Annotated in this window: 20 protein-coding genes; 7 read left to right on the top strand and 13 right to left on the bottom strand. The window is 53.6% G+C overall.

Annotated elements, in window-relative coordinates; genetic code table 11:
• The first annotated feature begins 7 nt into the window (after positions 1 to 7).
• From flgL to KHS78_RS08055, 3 genes are all read left to right on the top strand, one after another.
• A complete protein-coding gene (gene flgL / locus KHS78_RS08065; protein WP_211827060.1) occupies positions 8 to 1,174 on the top strand; it encodes a flagellar hook-associated protein FlgL in 1,167 nt (388 codons plus the stop codon).
• Positions 1,175 to 1,306: 132 nt separating this feature from the next.
• Positions 1,307 to 1,606, top strand: a complete 300-nt coding sequence (gene flgM / locus KHS78_RS08060; protein WP_211827057.1) for a flagellar biosynthesis anti-sigma factor FlgM — start codon at positions 1,307 to 1,309, stop codon at positions 1,604 to 1,606.
• The gene (locus KHS78_RS08055; protein WP_211827055.1) at positions 1,603 to 2,088 is read left to right on the top strand and encodes a flagella synthesis protein FlgN; all 486 of its coding nucleotides are present in this window, start codon (positions 1,603 to 1,605) and stop codon (positions 2,086 to 2,088) included. The genes flgM and KHS78_RS08055 overlap by 4 nt, the downstream gene beginning before the upstream one ends.
• Here KHS78_RS08055 and KHS78_RS08050 read toward each other — a convergent pair whose 3' ends face one another.
• The 9 genes from KHS78_RS08050 to KHS78_RS08010 form a co-directional block, all read right to left on the bottom strand.
• Positions 2,089 to 2,529, bottom strand: a complete 441-nt coding sequence (locus tag KHS78_RS08050) for a flagellar export protein FliJ (RefSeq protein ID WP_211827053.1) — start codon at positions 2,527 to 2,529, stop codon at positions 2,089 to 2,091.
• Positions 2,526 to 3,902 (bottom strand): flagellar protein export ATPase FliI, encoded by a 1,377-nt coding sequence (gene fliI / locus KHS78_RS08045; RefSeq protein WP_211827051.1) that lies wholly within the window; start codon positions 3,900 to 3,902, stop codon positions 2,526 to 2,528. Before fliI ends, KHS78_RS08050 begins: the two co-directional genes overlap by 4 nt.
• Complete coding sequence (locus KHS78_RS08040) at positions 3,899 to 4,768, bottom strand: FliH/SctL family protein (protein ID WP_211827049.1); 870 nt, start codon at positions 4,766 to 4,768, stop codon at positions 3,899 to 3,901. Before KHS78_RS08040 ends, fliI begins: the two co-directional genes overlap by 4 nt.
• Positions 4,769 to 4,794: 26 nt before the next feature.
• Entirely contained in the window at positions 4,795 to 5,814 is a 1,020-nt protein-coding gene (gene fliG, locus KHS78_RS08035) for a flagellar motor switch protein FliG (RefSeq protein WP_211827047.1), read from the bottom strand.
• Entirely contained in the window at positions 5,811 to 7,436 is a 1,626-nt protein-coding gene (fliF, locus tag KHS78_RS08030; protein WP_211827045.1) for a flagellar basal-body MS-ring/collar protein FliF, read from the bottom strand. The genes fliG and fliF overlap by 4 nt, the downstream gene beginning before the upstream one ends.
• Positions 7,437 to 7,459: 23 nt before the next feature.
• The gene (gene fliE, locus KHS78_RS08025) at positions 7,460 to 7,789 is read right to left on the bottom strand and encodes a flagellar hook-basal body complex protein FliE (protein ID WP_211827043.1); all 330 of its coding nucleotides are present in this window, start codon (positions 7,787 to 7,789) and stop codon (positions 7,460 to 7,462) included.
• A gap of 16 nt (positions 7,790 to 7,805) precedes the next feature.
• Positions 7,806 to 9,161 carry a sigma-54-dependent transcriptional regulator gene (locus KHS78_RS08020; RefSeq protein WP_211827041.1) on the bottom strand — a complete coding sequence of 452 codons (1,356 nt, stop codon included), beginning with the start codon at positions 9,159 to 9,161 and terminating at the stop codon, positions 7,806 to 7,808.
• Positions 9,162 to 9,445: 284 nt separating this feature from the next.
• A complete protein-coding gene (locus KHS78_RS08015; RefSeq protein WP_211827040.1) occupies positions 9,446 to 10,468 on the bottom strand; it encodes a MotY family protein in 1,023 nt (340 codons plus the stop codon).
• Positions 10,469 to 10,693: 225 nt separating this feature from the next.
• Positions 10,694 to 11,461 carry a GntR family transcriptional regulator gene (locus KHS78_RS08010; RefSeq protein WP_211827033.1) on the bottom strand — a complete coding sequence of 256 codons (768 nt, stop codon included), beginning with the start codon at positions 11,459 to 11,461 and terminating at the stop codon, positions 10,694 to 10,696.
• A gap of 418 nt (positions 11,462 to 11,879) precedes the next feature.
• On the opposite strand from KHS78_RS08010, the gene eno reads away from it, so the two are divergent.
• The 4 genes from eno (at position 11,880) to pfkA (ending at position 17,387) form a co-directional block, all read left to right on the top strand.
• Positions 11,880 to 13,166 (top strand): phosphopyruvate hydratase, encoded by a 1,287-nt coding sequence (eno, locus tag KHS78_RS08005; protein WP_211827019.1) that lies wholly within the window; start codon positions 11,880 to 11,882, stop codon positions 13,164 to 13,166.
• A 552-nt stretch (positions 13,167 to 13,718) separates the two neighbouring features.
• Entirely contained in the window at positions 13,719 to 14,723 is a 1,005-nt protein-coding gene (gene gap / locus KHS78_RS08000) for a type I glyceraldehyde-3-phosphate dehydrogenase (protein WP_211827017.1), read from the top strand.
• Between the two features lie 219 nt (positions 14,724 to 14,942).
• The gene (gene pyk, locus KHS78_RS07995) at positions 14,943 to 16,364 is read left to right on the top strand and encodes a pyruvate kinase (RefSeq protein WP_211827015.1); all 1,422 of its coding nucleotides are present in this window, start codon (positions 14,943 to 14,945) and stop codon (positions 16,362 to 16,364) included.
• A gap of 39 nt (positions 16,365 to 16,403) precedes the next feature.
• Complete coding sequence (gene pfkA / locus KHS78_RS07990; RefSeq protein ID WP_211827013.1) at positions 16,404 to 17,387, top strand: 6-phosphofructokinase; 984 nt, start codon at positions 16,404 to 16,406, stop codon at positions 17,385 to 17,387.
• An 18-nt stretch (positions 17,388 to 17,405) separates the two neighbouring features.
• On the opposite strand, the gene KHS78_RS07985 is transcribed toward pfkA, so the two are convergent.
• The 4 genes from KHS78_RS07985 to KHS78_RS07970 all read right to left on the bottom strand — a co-directional run bounded on the left by KHS78_RS07985 (position 17,406) and on the right by KHS78_RS07970 (position 23,683).
• Entirely contained in the window at positions 17,406 to 18,368 is a 963-nt protein-coding gene (locus KHS78_RS07985) for a hypothetical protein (RefSeq protein ID WP_211827011.1), read from the bottom strand.
• 224 nt (positions 18,369 to 18,592) lie between these two features.
• A complete protein-coding gene (locus KHS78_RS07980) occupies positions 18,593 to 20,182 on the bottom strand; it encodes an arylsulfatase (protein ID WP_211827009.1) in 1,590 nt (529 codons plus the stop codon).
• 196 nt (positions 20,183 to 20,378) lie between these two features.
• Positions 20,379 to 21,728: a DUF1329 domain-containing protein gene (locus KHS78_RS07975; RefSeq protein ID WP_211827007.1), complete on the bottom strand. Its 1,350-nt coding sequence runs from the start codon at positions 21,726 to 21,728 to the stop codon at positions 20,379 to 20,381.
• 95 nt (positions 21,729 to 21,823) lie between these two features.
• Positions 21,824 to 23,683 carry a DUF1302 domain-containing protein gene (locus tag KHS78_RS07970; protein WP_211827005.1) on the bottom strand — a complete coding sequence of 620 codons (1,860 nt, stop codon included), beginning with the start codon at positions 23,681 to 23,683 and terminating at the stop codon, positions 21,824 to 21,826.
• Position 23,684 lies beyond the last annotated feature (1 nt).

Raw genomic sequence — 23,684 nt, 5'->3', positions numbered from 1 at the left:
TAACGCCATGCGTGTCAGCACGGTGCAGTTTAATAACACGATGATTGCTTCCATGCAGCAGCAGGGGAGTGAACTGGCCAAGACTTATGATGGCATTACATCAGGCAAACGGCTGCAGCAGCCTTCTGATGATGCGCTGGCTGCCGTACAGATACTGCATCTGAACAAGGAAGTGGCCTTCCTTGAGCAGTACAGTGACAATATTAATGCTCTGGATAATGAGCTACGGCAGGAGGAAACCCTGCTTACCAACATGGTCAATGTCCTTCAGGGTATACGTGAAACCGTCGTGTTGACCGGTAATGTGGCCGTGGGGCCGGAAGGTTTGAAGTCCATGGCCGGCGTGATTGGCGAACAGCTGGATGAATTACTCAGTCTGGTTAATTACCGGCGATCCGATGGCCAGTACTTTTTTTCAGGCACGACGTCTCAGACGGTACCGGTAGCCGAGACAGCAACGCCGGGGGTGTATGAATACCAGGGCTCAGAAGGCCAGCGACTGGTGTCAGTCAGCGGCACGACGGATATCGCGGCTAATGATCCGGGGTCTGACCTCTTTTTCAACAGTGGGGTTCAGGCAGCCACCGCAGTAGGAACGGCCACCCTGGAAGATGTGAACATTCTTGACCTGCAGGCATTCAGTCTTTACGACAGTATTTCCGTGGAAAATGTTGCTGGTACCTGGACAACAACGGCCACCCCCAAGGATGGTGGGCCGGCAGTCTTGCTGCCAACGACTGTCACGGGCGATGAGCTGACGATTGCCGGTGTGGTCTCGGCCAGAATTGATGGCGCAACCGCTGTAGGTGATCGTTTTACGTTAACAGCCGTTGATACTTTTACCGCACTGGCGACTTTTTCCTCAGACATCTCCAGCGGGGGAACCTTTGTACCGGCAGAGGTACTGGGTGACATGCTCAAAACCCTCGATAACACGATCGATAAAGTCGGGCAGGTACAGACCCGGATTGGTGGGCGTCTGAATACGATGTCATCCATTGGCAACAGCCATGAGGATGTCATCTTGATGAATCAGACGCTGCGCTCAGGTCTGGAAGACCTGGATTATGCTGAGGCGATCTCCCGGCTCAACCTGCAGCAGACGGCCCTTAGTGCTGCGCAGCAGACGTTTGTCAAAATTCAGGGGATGTCCCTGTTTGATTACATGCGCTAAACGGCTCAGGGAACCCCTGTAGGGCTGTCAGAAAAGCAGCGAAAGTTTGCCGGTTTTGGCCTTCGCAGATTCAAGATTTACAGAAAATTACCGATTGTTTGATTCAGAACGATCAGGAAAAAAGAGTCTGCCATGTCCAGAGTAAGTGGAGTGAATAAGCCGGGTTCTGGCGCTCGGCTGTCGGGGATGACGGCTACCCGGCAGGTACCAGCCCCTTCAGCCATTACCGGTACGGATCGGCTGGAATTGAGTGACCAGGCACGTCTGCTGGGCATTCTGGAAGATGAGGTTGAACAGCTGCCGGTCATTGATATGGCCAAGGTAGAGACACTACGGGAAGCCATTCAGTCCGGAAAAATGCCCATCGACAGGGAATTGCTGGCCAAAAAGATTCAGCAATTTGAGAGTTTCCTTCAGGATATCGACTCATGACCGCTACAGCCTCCGACGCGACGCTCACAGCCCTGCGTCAAACCAACCGCCTTTTGACCCAGATGGAGCAATTACTGGAGCAGCAATACCAGTACCTGCTGGCGCGGGATATGGTCTCCCTGGAGCAGGAAAGCAGTCGGCTGGCAGGGTTGATTGAAGAGCTGGAAACGGATGCATTACAGAGAAACCAGCTCCTGGTATCCCAGGGATTGACGGCTGATATGGCGGGAATGAATCAGTGGATTGCCGGATTGCCTGCAGGGGTTCAGGGAGACGCACGTGAGCTGTGGACAACCATCCGAAAGCAGATGGTACGCTGTCGTGAGATGAACCTGATGAATGGCCGCCTGCAGGGACGGTTACGTTCCGCCACGGCGCGGCTGGTGGAGTTATTCTGGGGTAACTCGGTCGCCAGGGCCGGGTATAACCAGGGGGGGCAGCTGGAACGCGCCAGCCACCCTAGGAATATCGACCGTGCCTGATCAGGCATCCTGACGCTGATCGATATATTGCCGGATGGCATGATCATCCAGCATCTTCTGTTCATTCTTTACAAGCTTCAGGCGACTTTTCTGGTGCATTTTTTCCAGTAATTTTTCCATCGCCTTGAGCTTGCGGTGCTCACCCGCGGCCTGCAGGCTGAGCTGGTTGTATTCCTCTTCACCACGGTTGACCCGCTGGTGCTGCAAGTCAGCCACCTGCTGGAGCAGGTTCCGAAAGCGGATCAGGTTGACCACGGACATTGGCGTCACCTGGGTATTGGTGTCCGTCCTGTAGTCATTGATGGCCTGTTGCAGGTAGGTCAGCTGGTCACGCTGTTGATTGAGGCTCTGCTCCGACTGGAGCGCTTTTTTCATCGCCTCACGGTAACGTTGCTGCTGAATATCCAGGCATTTCTCCAGAAGTTGTACCGATGTGCTCATGCGACCTCCGTATCGTTATCAGGGGCTGGCGTGGGCGTGGTGCCGCCCTGCCACAGTGAGTAGAGCTGCTGGATACAGCTGGCATGGTCAATCCGTTCATACATGCCCTGCTTGAGATAGCCCTGCATCAGCGGGTAGAGCTGAATGGCACGATCCAGCTCGGGATCGGCACCACGCTGGTAGGCGCCGATGGCCATCATGTCCCGGAACTGGTGATAGCGTGAGTAATAGTGTCGGAAGACCTGGGCTGCTTTCTGTTGTGTTTCATCAGCGACCTGCGGCATGGCCCGACTGATGGAGGCTTCGACATCAATGGCAGGATAGTGACCGCTGTCGGCCAGCTCACGGCTGAGGACGATATGGCCGTCCAGAATTGAGCGAGCGGCATCTGCGACAGGATCCTGGAGATCATCACCTTCCGACAGGACCGTGTAAAAGGCGGTGATGGAACCGCTTCCCTCTATCCCGTTGCCAGCCCGTTCTACCAGTTTGGGAATCTGGCTGAAAACGGAGGGTGTATATCCCCGGGTGGCAGGAGGCTCGCCAACGGATAGCGCGATTTCCCGCTGTGCCTGGGCGTAGCGGGTCAGGGAGTCCATCAACAGCAGAACATCCTGACCACGGTCGCGATAGTATTCTGCCATGCGGTGACAGAGCTGTGCGGCACGCAGGCGCATGACCGGGGATTCATCGGCAGGAGCAGCAATAACCACCGTTCGTGCCAGCCCCTCTGGTCCCAGGGTTTGTTCGATAAATTCCTTCACCTCACGGCCCCGCTCACCAATCATGCCGACAACGGTGATATCCGCCGTGGTATTGCGGGTCATCATGCTCAGCAGGATACTTTTGCCGACACCACTGCCGGCCATCAGTCCCAGCCGCTGCCCCTTGCCGACACTCAGCAGGCCGTTGATGGCTCTGACGCCGACATCCAGGGGATCAGTAATGGGTTTGCGATGCAGCGGGTTGATCGGCGGACTGCTCAGGGGGATGGTTTCGTCCGGCCGAATGGCCCCATGGTTATCCAGTGGCTCCGCCAGTCCATTGATGACGCGCCCCAGGAAGTGGTTGCCGACCGGAATGGCCATGTCGTGACCGAGGGGCAGTACCCTGTCGCCGGGTTGCAGGCCGCTGGCATTGCCCAGTGACATCAGGAAATGGACGGAATCATTAAAGCCCACCACTTCGGCTTCAATGCAGCGTTGCTCACGGCGGGACTCTATCCGGCAACGGTCACCCACCGCCAGCTGGCAGCCGGAAGCCTCCAGCACCAGTCCGGTCATTTTGGTCAGCCGGCCGTAGATACGGGCAACCGGCAGTGCGTTGATCCGTTCTGCCAGTGTCAAAGCAGCAGCCTCACCGGAGGCGGTCATGACAGTCGTTCCTCGACCTCATCGGGCATGTAAAGACGCACCATGTCGAGGCAGTCCTGGATGCGTTGCTCAATATTGGCTTCCGCTTCCAGTTCGCCGTTTTCAATCCGGCAATTTCCCGGTTCAATTTCGGGTGTAGCGAAAATCTCCCACTGTTCGCGGAGTTCAGGCTTGAACTGCAACAGGCGCTCAGAATCAACAGGATTGAGATAAATCTGGAAGGTGCCATCGTTACCCGGCAGGCTTTGCAGCGTATTCCGGACAACCCGGTAAATTTGTTCGGGGCGACTTTTGGGTTCGCTTCGGATGATCTGGCGGACAATGGTCTCAATCAGTGTGGACAACCATTCGCTCATTTCATCCCGTCGGTTCTCATAAAGGTGACGAACATTCGACAGAAGGCCGTTAAGCTGGGTCACCAGGGCGTTGATTTCCTGTTCGCTGTTCGCCAGTGCTTCCTTATAGGCCTGTTCTCGTCCGCTGTTGATGCCCTCTTGAAGGCCTTGTTCAAAACCTTCCTGGCGGCCTTCTGCCAGCCCCTCAGTCCGGCCATCTTCCAGCCCCTTTTGCTGCCCCTGTTCGTAGCCGTCCTTGCGCGCCAGCGCCATGCCCTGGCGGTAACCGTCGGCAAAGCCCTCGGCGCCGTTGGCCTGCAAATAGGCGCTATGCTGGTCAATCAGGGCGTTGATGTCAGGGTAATCAGAATCTGCTGCCAGGGGCTCCTGTACAACCCTTGATGGAGGGGCTTCCGTTTCGCCTGGCCGGACCTCCAGCGCGTCCTGTCGGGGCGGACGGCGAAAGGCCGGAAAGCTGACCCGCTGGCACTGTTCCTCTGATCCCCGAATAACACGACTTGACTGTTTCATGGCGCGATCCCTGCGTGTGTGGCGTGTTATTCAATCATCTCTTCATCTCTGAAGTTCAGCTCGATCTCGCCTTCATCAGCCAGTCGTCGAGCCGTATCCAGCATTTCCTTACGGGCGGCCTGCACCTGGCTGGCCCTGACACTACCCAGGTTATCAATGTCATCCTGCAGATACTTGGCGGAACTCTTGGCCATGTTGCCCATGACCATGTCCATCAGTTCATCCGGCGCGCCTTTCAGTGCCATGACCAGAACATCCTGAGGCACTTCGGCAATGATTCGGTTGATGGCTTCGTCATTGACCTTTGCAAGGTTGTCAAAGACAAACATGTGGTTTTCAAGCTCAACAGCCAGGGTCTCATCCTGTTCCTTGAAGTGCGCCAGCAGGCTTTTGGTTTCATCCTCGCTGAGTCGGTTCATGATATCGGCAACCTGTCGCATACCGCTGATGGTGGTGTTGTGACCGGAGTTCAGCTCGACCATGTTGTCATCAAACATGGCGTTGAGTTCCTGAATGATGGCTGGATGCAGCTCTTCCAGTTTGGCGACCCGAGACAGCAGATCATTATGGGTATGCATGGGGAGCCGCTTGAGCACATCCGAGGCCTGCTTGGATTCCAGGTTGGCCAGTAGCACGGCCTGCAGCTGCGGATGCTCATGGGCAATCAGTTCGGCGATAGTGGATGCCCCCATCCACTTGATCATCTCCAGGCCGTTGCCGGTTTCTTCATGCCCAAAGATGGATTCGAGCATTTTCGTGGCGTCTTTTTCGCCCATGGCCAGCTGGAGACTTTTTTCGAGATATTGCTGGGTGCCGCCGATGAATCCCGCCTCATAGCGATATTCATGGAAGAACTGACTCAGGATGGTCTGCACTTCATCCCGGCGCAGGGGCGGCATGGTGGCCATGGCCATAGTGATCTGGCGAACTTCCTGTTTACTGAGGTGCTTGAACACATGGGCGGCGCCTTTTTCGCCCAGGCTCAGCAGCAGTATGGCGACATTTCGAGCTGTCTGGCTGATCTTGTTAGTGTTGTCGGTACTCATGATGATTCCGTTGTGTTCATCCACATTTTAACGACTTGTGCCACCCGCTCCGGCTCCTTGTGAGCCAGCTTCCGGGCACTTACCAGCTGGGTTTCAAAGTCCGCCACCTCGGGTGGCAGCAGGGAAAGGGATTCGTCGCTGAATAGCCCCAGATCAGGGTGTGCAGCCTTGAAGGCTGCGGCGGCTTCGGCGGCGTCATCCACAGGCGCAGGCAGCGGCTCTGGCGGGCTGACAATCCGCTGCACCAGTGGACGCAGCAGGAACATGATGACGGCGAGGCTTAAAATGCCGCCAATCAGGTAGCGGAAGTAATAGAGGATCTGGGGGGATTCCCACCAGGCAATCCCGCTTTCGGCGATGGCATCGTTGACGACAAAGTTGGCAGTATGAATGCTGATCTGATCGTTCCGGGCCTCGGTGAAGCCGATGGCATCGCGTACCAGCTGCTTCAGGTCTTCCATCTGCACGCTACCGCCAGCCATGGCGCTCTCATTCAGGACGACAGCAATACTCAGGCGGTTAATGGTGCCTTGCTGCCGGGTAACATGCTTGACCACCCGGTCGACTTCATAATTACGGGTAAACTCTTTCTGGCCCACTTCCTTGCCGGCAGGCTGTTCTTCACCGGTTAAGGGCGGTTCGTTGCTGAGCGTGCCTGGTACACCGGTTTTGCCACCGGTTTCTCGCCGCTCACTGGAGTGCTCGCTCCTTACGGCCTGCGCCTGTGGGTCGTATTCTTCGGATGTCTGCTCAATCCGATTCAGGTCGACATCGGCAGACACCTCAACCCGGAAATTGCCATAGCCCACGATCGGTTCCAGCAGGGTACTGACCCGGTTTTCGTAGGTCTGTTCGAGCTTGTCGATATAATCCAGCTGGCGTTCGGCCAAGTCCAGACCATTGTTTCTCATGGACAGTTCCCGGGACAGGAGGGTGCCATGCTGGTCAACAATAGTAATGGATTCACGCACCATGCCGGGCACACTGCCAGCAATCAGGTTGACGATGGCTTCCACCTGGGTTTTGTCGAGTGTTTGTCCTGGAAGCAGATCGACAAAGACTGAAGCGGAAGGCTTTTCCGCCTTTCTGACAAAGGCGCTCTTACGAGGCAGCGCCAGGTGAACCCGGGCATTCCTGACTTGCCGGAGGCTGATGATGGTGCGGGCAAGCTCGCCTTCCAACCCACGACGATACCGCACATTTTCCAGAAACTGGCTGGTGCCGAGTGGTTGTTCCTTGTCTAGCACTTCCAGACCTTCCGGTTTTTCTGGCTTGATGCCTGCAGCTGCCAGTTGCATCCGGGCTTCCGGAAGGCGGGAGGCGTCAACCAGTACCTGACCGCTGCCGGGGTGTACCCGGTAGGCGATGCCCGCCTGCTCCAGGGCATCCGTGACACCGCCGACATCGTAGATCTCCTGGCTGCCATAGAGGGGCTGGTAGTCGGTGCTGTTGGACCAGATTACCAGGACAATGGCGAGCGCCAGCGAACCCGCCAGGCTGATCAGCATCAGGCCCTGGTACTTCGGGTTTTCCCGGATCATGGCGCTGACCCGGGTGAGTACCTGTTGCCAGCGGCTCTGGTACTCGTGTTTTACTGCTGGCGGTGTATGCTCGTCTGCCATGGCGTCCTGCCTGTGCTATTCGGTTAAATCTGCATCCGCATGACTTCTTCGTAAGCGGAAACTACCTTGTTCCGTACCTGCATCAGGGCCTGGAACGACAGACTGGATTTCTGGGCGGCAATCATTGCGCCCACCAGGTCGGTGCTGGCACCGGTTTCAATGGCATGCATCCTGTTGCTGGAGTCCTGTTGCAGACTGTTGACATGATCCAGTGCCTGCTTGAGCAGTGAGCTGAATGAAGGCTGATCATCAGCGCGGCCAAACTGACTCAGGTCGATGGGCATACGTTGGCCGAGGTTGACAGGCTGTCCCAGGTTGAGCAGCGATGCTTCATCACCGATAGGTTTGATCATTCCCTTGTCCTCCCTGTTATCGGGGTTCGTCTGATGTTTTTGACTGGGCGATCAGGGCTTCAATATCGATGCCCTGACGACGAATATCGGCCAGTTTGTTGCGCAGTGTTCGGGTCGTAATGCCCAGGGTTTCAGCCGTGCGTGTGCGGTGCCCCTTGTGCAGGAGCAGCGTGCTGATGATGTGCTCCTGCTCCAGCGTCCGGCTACGTTTGTGCAGCTTGTCAGAACGGGAAGGTTGGCGGGTGTTGGCTGTTGTGTCTGGCTGGGTATTGGGTTCCGGCAGCATCAAGGCTTCCGGTTGAATACTGTTCCCTGTTGCCAGCACCAGCGCCCGCTGCACCACATTCTCCAGTTCCCTGGCATTTCCGGGCCAGCCATGATTCAGCAACATCTGTTCTGTTGCAGGGCTGAAATGAAGGTTGCGACCCGTCCGGGCAAGAAAATGGTGGGCTAGTGGCAGGATATCCCCCCGTCGCTCCCTGAGTGGCAGGCAATGCAGTGGGAAGACATTCAGCCGGTAAAACAGATCTTCACGGAAGGTACCTTCGCTGACCTGCCGGGCCAGATCCTGGTTGGTGGCGGCAATAATCCGGATATTCAGTCGAATACTCTGGTGGCTGCCAATACGCTCCACTTCCCGTTCCTGTAAAACCCGGAGCAGCTTGGCCTGCAGTGACCCGGCAATTTCCCCGATTTCATCCAGGAACAGTGTGCCTTCATTGGCCAACTCAAACTTTCCGGGTCGACTGGTATAGGCGCCGGTGAAGGCGCCTTTGACGTAGCCGAACAGCTCCGCTTCGAGCAGGTTTTCCGGTATGGCGGCACAATTAAGGGCGATAAAGGTCTGCGCTTTTCGGGGAGAGTGCTGATGAATGAAACGCGCCAGCACTTCTTTTCCGGTACCGCTGTTACCTGTGATGAGCACCGTGGTATCGGTGCCGGCGACCTGCCTGGCCATGGCCAACAGTGAGCGACTGGCATCAGATGCCGCAATGGGACCGCCACCTTCATCGGCAACGGGTTGCTGTTCCAGCAGCGTGTTCAAACGTTCAAGGGTGATATTGCCGGCAATGAAGTCGCTGGCGCCGGCATGGATAGCGGCAACGGCATCTTCAACGCAGGCATCAGGGGAGGCGATGACGAGCGCAGGCGTCGGATTATGACGGCCAACCTGCTGGATGAATTCGAGGGTGGTGGCATCCGGGAGCTGGTCGCTGGCAATGACCAGGTCAATTTTCTTCTGTTGAATTACTTTTATTGCGGAAAGGCAATCAACCACTTTTTCGAGGGTGAACGGCAGCGTTGTCAGTCGTTGGCTGACAGGCGAGTCAAAACCTGTTTCTCCCACCATGAGAACGCTGTGTTTAGTCATTTCCGTATGCAACAGGCAAGAATGCGCTTCAGTATTGATATTGGTTTTGACGACTTTTCATATCCATGAAAACTTCAATAAAACAACGACATATCAAATGTTTTTAATTATGAACAATTGAAATATAGAACATCCCCTGTTCAGATTCGTCGGCCCAAATAGACAAATTCACGATGCCGGTGTGATTGGTTATTGCTAAACAACATTAAAGTTTTCTGGCAAGTTTATGAATCGAGGTAGTGAGAAATACTTTGGTGTTTTTTTAATGAAAAAGCGTCAAGTATTTATTCTTCTTGGGGGGAGGCGGCTGGAGCTTCTTCCAGTGAGGCGGCCGGAGCTGCTTCAAGTGTTTCTGTTTCATCGGTGTGCTGGGTGGGCGTGTTTTCTTCTTTTGTCAACGAGAGTGCAGGTTGCTCTTTGTTGGCATTTTCCGTTGCCTTGGGCGTATGTTTGAGTTTTTCATCGCGATAAAGACGGATTTCAACCCGCCGGTTCTTGGCGCGGCCCTCTGCGGTGTTGTTGGAGCGAACCGGATAGCGATCCCCATGGTAGCGGGTCGTGATCATGGATGTCGCAATACCGCGCTTGAGCATCAGGTTGCGAACGGCATCCGTTCGCTCCATGGACAGGGTTCGGTTGGCCAGTGAGTCGCCAATCCCGTCGGTATGGCCGTCAATATCAATGCGATTCACTCGCGGGTCGGCCAGGATATAGGTGATCATGTCGTGCAGGAACGCGTGATGGTCCTTCCGGTAGCCCTGTTGGCCGGAATCGTAATAGACAATGGTGTGTTTAATCTGGCCAAAATTCACTGGTAGCAGGGTTTTTCGGCATTCACTGAATGGCTCAATCACATCCGCAATGCCCACGGAGGATAGCGTGACCCGATGCTTGACCTGGGTATTGGCCAGGATATCAAACTGTCCCCAGAGGCCATTGCTCATCTTGTCCAGTAATTCAGTGGTGCCCGGTTCATGACGGTAGGCATGATCCTGAACCGGATTACTGGCGTGCTCGACATTGGCGCCAAACGGATGCCAGGGGGCGGGTTTGGAAAACACCGTGATGGTATCAGCCTGCTTTCTCAATACGGGGGATTCAATCTGCAGCATCAGAGGGAGGCCAGCTTCGTCAATGAAGGTGGCGGAGCCAAAGTGGGGGATAGGCTGGGTCAATTTACAGGCGAATATCGACGACTCCACCTGCCAGATGGTGTTATCCATTGGTGTCGAATAATTGCCGGCTTTGGCGCCCATGGCCGCCATACCGCTGATCATCGCCAGGAAAACTACGTTACTGCACTTCATATCCTTATGAATCCAGCGTACTGCTACTGCTTCTGTCTTTTAGTTTAGTGAAAAAGCCATGGCATAAATGGCATGGGCAGTAATATGGTCAGCGTTATCTCTTTGGCACTGAAAAGGGCGATAGCGAGGTATAACCTGGTGTCCTATCGTATAGACTGATATGTCAAATGAACGTCAGTTTGCGGGATCCCACAAAAGCTGATGATAGCTGGTACGCCGCCTGTGTCAGGGCTCCCGGATCACAGTCACAAAATCAAAGGTATCCCCCAGGAAGTGGGATCGGGTGTGTTCCACCGGGGTGTCGTCTTCCAGCAGGCCATGACGTTCCAGGAATATTACCGGGCTGCCGGCTGGAATCTCCAGGTAATCCGCATAGGTTGCATCGACAGCCACCGCCCGCAGCCGCTGAATAGCCTTGACCGGCCGGATCCCGGCTTCGTCCAGCGCTTCATAGAGTGAACCGGTGATACCAAAGGGGTTATCCAGGAATTTACGGGGAACGGTGGCGTGCTCCAGGGCGACCGGCTTGTCGTCAGCCATTCTGACCCGGAACATCCTAACCACCTCGTCACCGGGCTGCAGGCGCAATTTCTGGATTTCATCGGGTGTCGCAAGACCGACGCCCCGCTCAATCCAGCGGGAATCCGGATGTTTGTCTACCGCCAGAATCACTTCCGAAAAACTGTTTAATCGGTTCAATTCATGGACGACACGCTCATTAACAAAGGTTCCTGCCCCCTGGCGTTGGGTCAGGATGCCGTCATTGACCAGGTCGTCGATGGCGCGTTTGACCGTCACCCGAGAGACCTTCATGGTGCTGGCGATCTCACGCTCCGCCGGCAGGGCGTCATTGCACTGCAGGATACCCTTGCTGATCGCTTCCTGGATCAGGCTCTGAAGCTGGATGTAGAGCGGTGTCGCGCTGTTTCGGAGCGCTTCGGGTTGGCCAAAAATCTGTTCGACCAGGCGGCTTGTCAGTGTGGTATCAGTCATCGTCGGGCAGCGTCAGGTTTGGCGGACGGTCTATTCAAACGCGTAATGCCATACCATTTTTCGACGGTTATGTGTCCAATCCGGGTCAGGGCAGACTGTGACGGCCATGGCGTCTGCTTGCCTGTAATCGCATTCAGCGAAAATAGCGTCGCTATTCGCACGGATAGGGCTATATTGTGTCGTTACTAGCAGATCGGCATTATGCGTGACTGCGTATCAGTGTATCCGGTTTTTCTGAGCTATCAATACCATTTTTTGTCTTTTTATGGTCAGTGGTATTGCTCTTTCATGATTTCAATCAAACAGTGGTATTTAAAGAGCGATCCTTGTCGTATACCATTGGCGCACTTTTTCAGCCCGCTTGTCAGTTAGCTCAGCCAGCCAGCCGACAGGTTTCTTCTGTGTGGAGTTGAACGTAATGGCCATCATCAAAGAGATCAAAGCCCGGGAGATCATGGATTCCCGCGGCAATCCCACCATTGAGGCAGACGTTATTCTCGAGTCTGGCGCCATGGGGCGGGCCTGCGCGCCTTCCGGTGCGTCCACCGGTTCCCGCGAAGCCCTGGAGCTGCGCGATGGCGACAAGAGCCGCTACCTGGGCAAGGGTGTCCTGACCGCGGTCGGCAATGTCAACGGTTCGATCCGTGACGCCCTGCTGGGTAAGGATGCGGCAGACCAGCGTGCGATCGACAACCTGATGATTGAGCTGGACGGTACCGAGAGCAAGAACAAGCTCGGCGCCAACGCGATTCTGGCGGTTTCCCTGGCTGCAGCCAAGGCGGCAGCTGCCGAGAAGGGTATTCCCCTGTACCAGCACATTGCGGATCTGAACGGCACCTCCGGCCAGTACTCCATGCCGGTGCCGATGATGAATATCCTCAACGGCGGTGAACACGCTGACAACAATGTGGATATCCAGGAGTTCATGGTCCAGCCGGTCGGCGCCAGCTCCTTTGCCGAAGCGCTGCGCATGGGTGCGGAAATTTTCCACAACCTGAAGAAAGTCCTGTCCGCCAAGGGACTGAGCACGTCTGTCGGTGATGAAGGTGGCTTTGCGCCGAACCTGGCCTCCAATGCCGATGCGCTGGCGGTGATCAAGGAAGCGGTTGAGAATGCCGGCTACAAGCTGGGTGATGATGTCACTCTGGCGCTGGACTGCGCGGCTTCCGAGTTCTATCGCGATGGCAAGTATGACCTCAAGGGCGAAGGCAAAGTCTTCGATTCCGCAGGTTTCGCGGATTACCTGGCCGACCTGGCGAACCAGTATCCGATTATCTCCATTGAAGACGGTCTGGATGAGTCCGATTGGGACGGCTGGAAAGTGCTCACTGAAAAGCTCGGCAACAAGCTGCAGTTGGTAGGTGATGACCTGTTCGTGACCAATACCCGCATTCTGAAGGAAGGCATCGACAAGAGCATTGCCAACTCCATTCTGATCAAGTTCAACCAGATCGGCAGCCTCAGTGAAACGCTGGATGCCATCCGTATGGCCCGTGAAGCCGGGTACACGGCGGTGATTTCCCACCGTTCCGGAGAGACCGAAGACGCGACTATCGCAGACCTGGCGGTAGGAACCGCTGCCGGCCAGATCAAGACCGGCTCCCTGTGCCGCTCTGACCGTGTTGCCAAGTACAACCAGCTGCTGCGCATTGAAGAAGAGCTGGGCAGTAAGGCGAGCTACCGTGGTCGTGCAGAATTCAAGTAATTTCTGCTAACAGGGCAGGCGCTGGCCAGCCCTAAAGCCAAAAAAAACCTCCGGTTATTCACTGGAGGTTTTTTTTTGGCTGCTCCAATGATTTATTCCCATTGTGATTTTCGGGTTGGTAATAAGGTGAGCGCCGAATACGTGCCTTTTCGGGTAATACCTATGCGGTGATTTTCTGGAAAAGGTCTGTAAATGGTTCTTTCTTTTTGCTGCTGTCGAAGATTCTTTCTTGTGCTTGTTCTATCGATTTTATGTCAGCTTATGGTGGCTCCTGTTTGATTCTGTAAGGTATTGTTTCGTGTCAATAAATGGTTTTGTTTGATCAATAAATGAGTTGCTAGATTAAATACCATTGTAATACCATTTGTGTATTGGCTGATGATGTACCGGTCAGGTGGCAGTGGTATTTGGAGAAACCTGGTCCAGGTCAGTCAGCAGGCAGGTGAAGGGTAATCGACAACGGCTTTCGGCCGATGGTATCGAAACAGCCATCACACTGTCACCGAACAGACACAGTTAACCGTGACACTGGTTAAAACCGGGAGAAACTACATGATCAACATCGCCATCAATGGTTACGGGCGTATCGGACGCAATGTACTGCGCGCGTTGTATGAAGCAGGCCGTACCGATGAATTCCGCATTGTTGCGATCAACGATCTGGGCGATGCCAAGACCAACGCACACCTGACCAAGTACGATACCGTTCATGGTCGTTTCAATGCCCTGGTCGAAGCCGGCGAGAATGCCCTGTACGTCAATGGCGATGAAATCCGCACATTTGCTGAGCGTAACCCCGCGAATCTGCCCTGGGCTGACCTGGGTGTGGATGTAGTGTTCGAATGTACCGGTATTTTCCGTTCCAAGTCAGAGTGCCAGGCGCACATTGATGCTGGCGCGAAGAAAGTCATCATCTCTGCCCCCGGTAAGGACGTGGATGCGACCGTCGTGTATGGCGTGAACCATGACATCCTGACGGCAGACATGAGCGTTATCTCCAACGCCTCCTGCACCACCAACTGCCTGGCGCCGGTGGCCAAGCCCCTGAACGACGCGATTGGTATTGAAAGCGGCATGATGACCACTATTCATGCCTACACCAATGATCAGCGTCTGAGCGACGTTTATCACACTGACCTGTATCGCGCCCGCGCCGCGGCGTTGAACATGATCCCCACTAAGACCGGTGCGGCTGAAGCGGTTGGCCTGGTTGTGCCCGAACTGCAGGGCCGTTTCTCTGGCATGGCGGTACGGGTTCCGACTGCGAACGTATCCGTGGTTGACCTGAACTTTATCGCTGCACGCGATACCAGCGTGGAAGAAGTGAACGAGATCGTTGCTGCGGCAGCCGCCAAGGCACCGATGAATACCGTGCTGGATATCAACACCCAGCCGCTGGTGTCCATTGATTTTAACCACAGCCCGTTCTCTTCCAACTTTGATGCCACCCAGACCCGCGTTCAGGGTCGTCTGGTGAAGGTCATGAGCTGGTACGACAACGAGTGGGGCTTCTCCAACCGTATGCTGGATACCGCCAAAGCGTTGATTAACGCCTAATGGTTGCCCAATAGAAAAAAGAGGCCGTTCATTGAACGGTCTCTCGTTTTATGAGTCATAAATAGGCGGCTTTTCCTCACTACAGGTGGCGAAAAGCCGTCTGTTTATGCCGCAGGTTGTTTTGAGTAGTGAAGAATCTTGTTCGTCAGACTAACGACAATGGTTTTCCTGCCCTATTCTGCCTGCATAGCCCTGCTAACTTTCCGGCCAGAAATGAATATGCTGAGACGAACCAAGATTGTTGCCACCCTGGGACCCGCGACTCAAAGTGAAGATGCACTGGAGAAACTGATTGCTGCCGGTGTGGATGTGGTGCGGCTGAATTTCTCACATGGGGAGCCGGAAGAACACCGGTTGCGCGCTGAGCGGGTGCGGTCCATTGCGGCAAGACTGGGACGTACGGTGGCGATTCTGGGTGATTTGCAGGGCCCCAAAATCCGGATTGCCCGTTTTCGTGACGGACAGGTGACCTTGGTAGACGGTGATCGCTTTACGCTGGATGGTGACCTGGCGACAGATCAGGGCAACAGTGAAGCCGTGGGTATTGCCTATAAGCAGCTGCCCAATGACTGCAAGGTGGGTGATGTTCTGCTGCTGGATGACGGCCGCGTCAGTCTGGAAGTCACTGATATTGACGGTATGAAAATTCACTGCCGCGTTATTAACGGTGGGGTACTGTCGAATAACAAAGGCATTAACCTCCAGGGTGGCGGTCTCTCGGCACCGGCCCTGACTGACAAGGATAAGCATGATATCCAGGTGGCGGCCGATATTGGTGTGGATTACCTCGCCGTATCCTTTGTGCGTCATGGTCAGGATCTGGAAGAGGCGCGTCGTCTGATGGAGGCGGCCGGTGGCAATGCTGCAATCCTCTCAAAGATTGAGCGGGCTGAAGTGGTTCGAAGCCAGGAGCGATTGGAAGAGGTTATTCGTGCTTCTGATGCGGTCATGGTTGCCCGTGGGGATCTGGGGGTTGAAATCGGTGACGCTGAACTGGTTGGTGTACAGAAAAACATGATTGCCACGGCCCGGCTTTTGAACCGGCCGGTGATTACTGCCACCCAGATGATGGAGTCGATGATCCTACACTCCCTGCCAACCCGTGCTGAAGTCTTTGATGTGGCTAATGCGGTACTGGATGGCACGGATGCGGTGATGCTCTCTGCTGAAACAGCGACGGGTAAATGTCCGCATGGTGTCGTAGAAGCGATGTCCCGTATCTGTTGTGGTGCAGAGAAGCAACCGGCAGCGACTGTATCGCAGCATCGGATGGAGTTTTCCTTTCAGGAAAATGATGAGGCGATTGCCATGGCGGCAATGTACGCGGCCAATCACATGGAAGGTGTGCGTGCGATTGTCTGTCTGACCCGTAGTGGCAGTACCGCTCTGTGGATGTCCCGTATTAACTCAGGCTTGCCGATTTTTGCGCTCAGTCGCCTGGAAGAAACTCGTCGTCGTCTGGCGCTGTACCGAGGCGTACACTGTTTGCCGTTCTCCATGCGCAGTGATAACCCGGAAGTTGAGTCCCGCGCCATTGAAGAACTGGTCAAGGGCGGGCATGTTGAACAAGGCGACAGGGTTATCCTGACCCGGGGTGAAAGCAGTGGGTCTACCAATACGGTGAAAATTATTACGGTTTAAATCCATTCCGGTGATGAACGTTTAACAGGGTGTTACAACATGACCAGAGAGATTCGCAGGTTAGGCGTACTGACATCCGGTGGTGATGCACCGGGGATGAATGCCGCTATCCGGGCTGTAGTCAGGGCCTGTGTCCATCATGGCATCAAGCCTTACGGTATTCGCGAGGGTTACAAGGGGCTGATTGACGGCCAGATTGAACCCATGAATGCCCGTTCGGTGGCGAATATCGTCAACCAGGGCGGGACGTTGCTCAAATCTGCCCGTTCTCAGGCATTCCGGACGCCGGAAGGACGACAGACGGCGTTTGAGAATTTCCGCAGCGCCGATCTGGATGCGCTGGTGGTGATTGGTGGTGATGGTTCCTTTACGGGAGCAACGCTCTTTGAGAAGGAATTCGGCATACCTGTCGTTGGTGTTCCTGGCACAATTGATAATGATATCTTCGGTACAGATTACACTATCGGTTACGACACGGCGCTGAATACCGTGGTCGAGGCGGTGGACAAGATTCGTGATACGGCCACATCCCACAACCGGTTGTTTTTTATTGAAGTCATGGGGCGTGATGCTGGCTTTATCGCACTGAATTCCGGCATCGGTTGTGGTGCGGAAGAAATCCTGATTCCTGAGGCTGACCGTGGCATTGATCACCTGATTAAATCGCTGGAGCGCAGTGACCGTGCCGGTAAAACCTCCAGTATCGTTCTGGTGGCGGAAGGCGGAAAGGGCGGTGGAGCATTCGAACTCGCGAAAACTCTGGAAGCTCGACTGCCGGATTATGAAGCGAGGGTGACCGTGCTGGGCCATATCCAACGTGGTGGCCGTCCGTCGTGTTTTGACCGGGTACTGGCAAGCCGACTGGGTGTTGCAGCGGTAAAAACACTGCTGGAAGGAAGCAGTAGTGTCATGGTGGGCGTGCGCAACAATGCGGTTGCTTTGACTCCGTTTGCTGAAGCGATCAGCAAGCATAATGCGATCGATAAGGCGTTGTTGGAGGTCGCTGATATCGTGTCTATCTGATGTGGCATTAAGCTCCGATTAAACACTCTCGGAGCTTAATATACAGTTGGCGATTGCCTGCGAGTTTTGCTCAATCCAGTGAAAGACAACATCAGGTAATAGCTGGCAGAGGCTTTGTTGTTCTGTTTCATTGAATACATGATGGAATATGAACTTACGAAACAATAATTTTCTTATATCGGTTGCATTGATGGTTTGGTTGTTATGCTGAACGCAATCGACTAGTTCTGGTTCCCACTCTGGGAAAATATTTAAATAATAACTTGAGGCATCTTTTTTATATCCTGTAATAGCTTGTTTTTGTGTGGTTGATGGCGGTACCTGTTTATCGTGATCCGGATGTGTTGAATTAACTTTAGATATCAATGCCTGACGCCATTTCTCATCATCATCATAATCTTCTATACCAATGATGCTGAATGTTGTATGAGGGTGCTCATTTTTTAACTTGTCAGTAGACTGCGTCATCATTGTTTTACGCTCATCGAATGAGAATGGGTTTTTTTGAGTTCTTTTTTCATTGATCGATCCTAAAACAATAATGACGTGATGCGTTTTTTTACACATTGCTCTTATGGCATGCATATGGCCAATATGTGGTGGTTGACCGCGTAGTATAAATATCATTGATTCATAAGTGGCTGGTCTGATGGTTGATGATAATGGGGTAATCGCAGTAGAGGCAATAATGCTTTTTCCTGCCTCGTGTGTTTCCTGCTCCGGAAAGAACGGAAAACTTTTACTTTTATTTGAAAGGGGTGCTGTTGGTGTAGAAACATGGCTTATAGCACGTAATTCAGGCCTTTTGGTCAGCTCACCATCAGAAACTGATCGGGTTATTAAGTTGGATGTGTGATCAGCCAAAGAATGGACAGCCACAGTAACAGTATGAGAACCCGATGTCACAGCATGTGGTGGATTATCCGCTGGTGCGACGACATAGTGTACTTGTTCGTTTCCGGATGCCCTTCTTGCTTCCATGAATATACCCCACGAGTTAAAAGATGTTGCCTGTGGGATATTAGACATCTGAATTGTGATATGACGCTGTATGGTCACTACAGAATGATAGCGTTTTTCCTGACGTAATAGTTATGGATTAAATATCCAATATTGAGATTTGATCAAACGTATTGATGGTGAAATGAAAGTTAGAACTACCCCCAACATGAATTCTGGGGGCAGTTTAATCAAATGAGATTTCGTTAGTCGCCTGATATAGCCTGTTTAAATTCAGCCAGTTTTTCTTCGATCATTTTCTTGATGTAATCCTTCTTGATGGAACTTAACGCGAGTTCCATTGCTTCGGGGGTATAGAAAGGCAACTGTGTGTTGAAAATTTCCGGTTCATCTCCGCCGGGTAATAGCAAGCCATGCTCTTCAACACTGTAGGCATACTCAAACATTGGGGGCAGTGCTGCAGCCAGCAGCCACAGGTTTTGCAGGCCGATATCGTGCCGTTCACCCGGGTCTAGCTCGAGGTTATAGGCTTGGGGTGCCCATAGAGCACCGGTCTGGTGAGGTATCCGTTCAAATTCTGCCTTTTCACCATAGAGGTAAATTTTGAACTGTCGCCATTTCACCGCCATCATCTGGTCGCCAGCGAAAAACAGGACGCTCTCCCGGTTGGAATTCTCCTGTTGTCCAAGGAAGAAATTGGTCTGATCAATGCCGTCAATAGTTCGGTCATCAGGCACTTCCCCGCCAATGATATTGGCAATGGTCGGGAAGATGTCGTTGATGCTGACGATTTCGTTGGTAACCCGGCCATTGGGTATCATATCGGGCCAGCGCATGATCAGCGGGGTACGAATGGAGCCTTCGTGAACCGTGCCCAGGTAGCCACGGTAGGGGCCGGTGCCGCCAATGTAGGGATACTCTGCACGGTCCGGGCCATTGTCACTGGCGTAAATCACTAGTGTATTGTCTTCTATACCAGCCTCTTTAATGGCATCCAGCACCTGTTGTATCCGGTAATCATGTTCCATCATGGCATCGCCAAATTTGCCGGCGCCAGATTTTCCTTGAAAGTCCGGATGGGCAATGGAGGGATGATGCACCAGCGACCATGGAATATAGAGGAAGAACGGCTTGTCATCTTTTGCTTTGTCTTTTATATAAGCAACCGATTTTTGTGCGATGGTTTCATCAACAAAAGGACGTGTCTTGATGTTGTACGCTTCCAGTGCCTTGATTTCGCCATCCTTTTTACCTTCAAAGAAGGTTGATGGTGGGAATAGCTTGGGATCAAAACCAACGGCTTGGGGGTAAGAGGCAATGTCGGTGCTGAACGGGAATCCCCACCATTCATCAAATCCCTGATTGGTGGGCAGGCGTTCTTCCACATAACCCAAATGCCATTTACCGAAAATCGCGGTGTCATAACCCTGGTCTGAAGCCATTTCGGCGATTGTATACTCCCAGGGAGCAAGGCCTACAGGCAGTCCGGGAACGGGAATCGCCCGCGTGGTTCCGGAACGAATCGGCATGCGGCCGGTCATCAGGGCAGAGCGGGATGGTGTGCATTCGGATTCCACATTGAAATTGGTGAACCGTGTGCCTTCATTGGCCAGTGCATCCAGAGACGGGGTGGGGGCACCGCGTACCGCGCCGCCGCCGTAAGAACCCAGATCACCATATCCCAGGTTATCCGACAGCATCAGAACAATATTGGGCCGTTCTGAAGGTTTCAATGGCAGAGATAGACGATCACTCGCTTCAGCCTGGGCATGTACCGCTGTGCAGGTGACAGAAACCATCATACCTGCCAGGTAGCGTCTCATTGTTTTTGTCATTGTGAATACCCGCTGTTGTTTAAATCTCTTCTGACTTGCCAATCGCCATGACAGAGGGGTGTACCCGGTCTGGCTGTTTCAAACGGTTAACCAGGCGCCTTTACCGTACAATCCAATGGCCCTATCCAGAGATGAACGGTCACTGTTGATTGATGTGGCTACGCCAAAGAGACATAGCCACACCATTATCACAGTGTTACCTGGCGCTTCGCTGTTTCAGTGAGTTGGGTGTAAATGCATTTCTGGAGGGTGAGTTACTGGCATACGTCGGACGTTTGGGCTGACCATAAATCAGGCCATAAACCATATAGCGGCGTGCCTGAAGATCGTGGAAGACATCCGTCGCTGAAACCACGGCCGGTATCTCATAGGCGTTACGAAGATAGGACATGCTTACGCGCCACAGGCCATTCCGTTTGTCGTACATATCGGCGGCGGCAATGCTCCAGGAGTCTTCGTCGATATACATCGTACGCTTGTTATAAATGTGGCGCTGGCCTTCTTTCAGGGTACCTTCGACCACCCACACGCGATGCAGTTCATAACGGGCATAGTCGGGGTTAAGGTGGCCAGGCATGACCAGGTCTTTGGGGTTGCCCTCTTCACGAACCAGTTTTTCGTTATTGTAGGGAATGTAGATCTCCTTCTTGCCTTTCAGATCCCAGTCATAACGATCAGTAGCACCGTTAAACATGTCGGTCTCATCGGCTGTTCGCAACCCATCAGCACCGCTGACCGGTGCGTCATAGCTCAGGTTGGGGCTGCGGCGGACCCGACGGAATCCGGGGTTATAAATCCAGGCATCCCGGGCACGTTCCACCTGGTTAATGGTTTCGTGAACCAGTGTCGCTTGTCCGGCTTTCTTCGGTGCCAGACTGGTGCTTTTGAAGTAAAGCAGGATGTTGTTGAGTTCTTCTTCGGTCTGATCCAGTCGGTTGAAGTTATACAGTTTCTGGATTTCTGCATCGGTAATGGTGGAACTGCCATTCTTGTAAGTAATGATGTTGCTGTAGCGGCGATCCTCGTAGATACCACGGAAACGGACAATATGATTCCAGACCGCTTCCAGGCCGTTTTGCGGGATCGGGAAAGGAATGGCGTTGTAGGTTCCCTGAATACCGTTGCCGCCTTCGGTCAGGGTCGCTGTCGGCGCATACTTAACGGTATTGTTGTACACAACCTCTGGCCAGGTTGCATTACGGTGAGAGGGGTAAATATGCATCTTGAAGGTCGGATAGGTTTCAAACAGTTTGATCTGTCCGGCGGTCAGTTTATCCGCATGCTCTTTGTAATTGGCCTGTTCGATTGTGAACAGGGGAGACTCATCGGCATACAGCTCGAGGGTGCCATCCTGCCCCTGCTCAATCACGTTATCCGACAGTTTTTCCCAGGCAGGGATAGTGTTTGCTGCGTTAGCAGCCTGTTCAGCACCGACCGGCGTGAGTGTGGTTCCCAGTTGCTGAGTCTGTTCCGGCGTCAGTCCTGCCATTGCAAGTGGTGCAATCAGCAGGAGCGATAGCGCCAGGGGCATAATGTTTTTATTCATAACCTGCATCTCTGGTTTTATTTATTATCTTGTTTCCGGGAAGTCGCCTGAATGTCTGCACACTTCCCAGCCTCTGTTCTTAGGGGGATCAAAGGTTAAAACGCATATGACGCTGTGACTGACAGGCTGTCCCGGTCGCGTAATTTATTGTTGGTACCGCCAAAGAAGTCTGTGTACTTGGCATCAAGGCTCCAGTCACCGTAAATGGTGGCTCCAACACCCACGGTCAGCGCCTGGGTACCTTCAACAAAGTTGCCGGAACGGTGGGAATTACCATCGACGTCATGCTTGTAGCGAATCACCCCTTTGAGTTGGGTACCGGTAAACACGCCGTTCCAGGTACTGCTGAGAGCCAGGCTGTAGCCCCAGGCATCGCGGGTGATCTCGCCATCTTCAGCACAGTCACTGGTGGATGCACACCCAGCCTTGCTGACAAAACGGCGTGTTGAACCGTCATGGACGTCATAGGAAAGATCCCCGCTGATATGCTCATAACCGATTTCAGCGATAGCAATAAGTTGGTCCGAGAAGATACTGTAACCGAGGTTATGGGTGGCAGAGAGAGTGGCGTTGTAAACGTCTCTTTCTGTGTAGTTATCCATGCTTTCGCCCAGCGAAGGGTTAAAGCTCTGCCCCCCCAGCATAATGTCCTGACCGGCTACCATATCTGCGGTTTGCGCCTGCAGGTCAGCAATCAGATCGTCAGACGAGGCAACAGTGATCGGCATATCAGGGCGGAAGGCCAGTTCACCGGCAACCACCGTTTCACCAATCAGTGTGTTGAAACTGATGCCCATGACTTCAACATCTTCCAGATACTTGCGATGGGCTTCCGTATTGGCGCCGAGTTCTGCGGCGGTCAGGGCTGCGACCAGTCCTGCGGGGCCACTGATGTTGCCGACATTCTGAAAGAAGGCGTCGTTAATACGGGCACTGACGATCGGAGCCTTGTAATGGTAATTCGAATAATAAAACCCGAACTCGGTTTCGTTTAATTCCGGGATCCGGTAACGCATGCCAACACCGAACTGTCCGCTGTCAGACGCCAGTTCCGGGTCAGTGATATTGGCCACCTTGAGGTAGTTTGCATCGAAGAAAGTTTCTGTCAGAAGGCCACCGTCGACCATCGACTGGTGGGCATTCAACACCGCATCAGAAACCGGATTGTTGAATCCTCTATAGGCCGCGTTTCCTCCTGGCGCAAACATATCGCCGGTTGAATAGAAACTGCCAACCGGCGCCAGACGGGTCTCCCTGTACTCGAACATATAGAAGCCTTCGAGGTCGAGATTTTCATTGACCCCAAGATTCAGTGAGAGCGCATTGGATGGCAGCAGGGCTTCCTTTATCCCGACACCGGGCAGTTTCAGTTTGGCGGCATCAACCGCGTTAATATCCCCGATGCCATTCCGGTAAAACTGACTTTCACCCCAGTAGAGGACGTGTCGGCCCAGTTTGCCGCTCAGTGTGCTGTTGCCAATGTCGGTGTAGCCATAGACATAAGCATCAAGAATCTCGGCATCCTGACCCACTGAGTCCTTCGCGTCGTCAGTAAACCGGTTGTTGGGTTCTGTGCCGCTGTTACTGGCGGCACTGGGCTGGTCGTCATGGAAGCTCTCTTTGCCAAAGTGCGTGTTCCCGGACATTTCGAAGTCCTTGTGGGCTGCACCCCGGAGGAAAAAGCCATAATTATCGAAATCCCAGTTCACCTCGGTGGACAGGCTCAATACCTGTGAGACAAGCCCCTTACCGTAATTGCGGTTGCCGTCGTTGTTGTTGACCCCATCGTTACTCGGGTTCTGGTCTTCCATTCGCCAGAGCAGGCCGTAGGAAATACTGCTGTCGATACTCAGGGAACCCGGGCCGTCCATCTCCACCTGAAAGGCCTGGCTCAGTGGGGACAGCATCAGCAAGGGCAGGGCAATGCATGTCCCTCGGTAGGTTTTATCGATCATC

Source organism: Kistimonas asteriae (assembly GCF_018263925.1).
GTDB lineage: Bacteria > Pseudomonadota > Gammaproteobacteria > Pseudomonadales > Endozoicomonadaceae > Kistimonas > Kistimonas asteriae.
This window is presented reverse-complemented; position numbering and strand designations above follow the sequence as displayed.

Excerpts from the sequence above, each read along its gene's own strand:
- flgL (WP_211827060.1), top strand. The coding sequence starts at position 8 with ATGCGTGTCAGCACGGTGCAGTTTAATAACACGATGATTGCTTCCATG.
- flgM (WP_211827057.1), top strand. The coding sequence starts at position 1,307 with ATGTCCAGAGTAAGTGGAGTGAATAAGCCGGGTTCTGGCGCTCGGCTG.
- KHS78_RS08055 (WP_211827055.1), top strand. The coding sequence starts at position 1,603 with ATGACCGCTACAGCCTCCGACGCGACGCTCACAGCCCTGCGTCAAACC.
- KHS78_RS08050 (WP_211827053.1), bottom strand. The coding sequence starts at position 2,529 with ATGAGCACATCGGTACAACTTCTGGAGAAATGCCTGGATATTCAGCAG.
- fliI (WP_211827051.1), bottom strand. The coding sequence starts at position 3,902 with ATGACCGCCTCCGGTGAGGCTGCTGCTTTGACACTGGCAGAACGGATC.
- KHS78_RS08040 (WP_211827049.1), bottom strand. The coding sequence starts at position 4,768 with ATGAAACAGTCAAGTCGTGTTATTCGGGGATCAGAGGAACAGTGCCAG.
- fliG (WP_211827047.1), bottom strand. The coding sequence starts at position 5,814 with ATGAGTACCGACAACACTAACAAGATCAGCCAGACAGCTCGAAATGTC.
- fliF (WP_211827045.1), bottom strand. The coding sequence starts at position 7,436 with ATGGCAGACGAGCATACACCGCCAGCAGTAAAACACGAGTACCAGAGC.
- fliE (WP_211827043.1), bottom strand. The coding sequence starts at position 7,789 with ATGATCAAACCTATCGGTGATGAAGCATCGCTGCTCAACCTGGGACAG.
- KHS78_RS08020 (WP_211827041.1), bottom strand. The coding sequence starts at position 9,161 with ATGACTAAACACAGCGTTCTCATGGTGGGAGAAACAGGTTTTGACTCG.
- KHS78_RS08015 (WP_211827040.1), bottom strand. The coding sequence starts at position 10,468 with ATGAAGTGCAGTAACGTAGTTTTCCTGGCGATGATCAGCGGTATGGCG.
- KHS78_RS08010 (WP_211827033.1), bottom strand. The coding sequence starts at position 11,461 with ATGACTGATACCACACTGACAAGCCGCCTGGTCGAACAGATTTTTGGC.
- eno (WP_211827019.1), top strand. The coding sequence starts at position 11,880 with ATGGCCATCATCAAAGAGATCAAAGCCCGGGAGATCATGGATTCCCGC.
- gap (WP_211827017.1), top strand. The coding sequence starts at position 13,719 with ATGATCAACATCGCCATCAATGGTTACGGGCGTATCGGACGCAATGTA.
- pyk (WP_211827015.1), top strand. The coding sequence starts at position 14,943 with ATGCTGAGACGAACCAAGATTGTTGCCACCCTGGGACCCGCGACTCAA.
- pfkA (WP_211827013.1), top strand. The coding sequence starts at position 16,404 with ATGACCAGAGAGATTCGCAGGTTAGGCGTACTGACATCCGGTGGTGAT.
- KHS78_RS07985 (WP_211827011.1), bottom strand. The coding sequence starts at position 18,368 with ATGGAAGCAAGAAGGGCATCCGGAAACGAACAAGTACACTATGTCGTC.
- KHS78_RS07980 (WP_211827009.1), bottom strand. The coding sequence starts at position 20,182 with ATGACAAAAACAATGAGACGCTACCTGGCAGGTATGATGGTTTCTGTC.
- KHS78_RS07975 (WP_211827007.1), bottom strand. The coding sequence starts at position 21,728 with ATGAATAAAAACATTATGCCCCTGGCGCTATCGCTCCTGCTGATTGCA.
- KHS78_RS07970 (WP_211827005.1), bottom strand. The coding sequence starts at position 23,683 with ATGATCGATAAAACCTACCGAGGGACATGCATTGCCCTGCCCTTGCTG.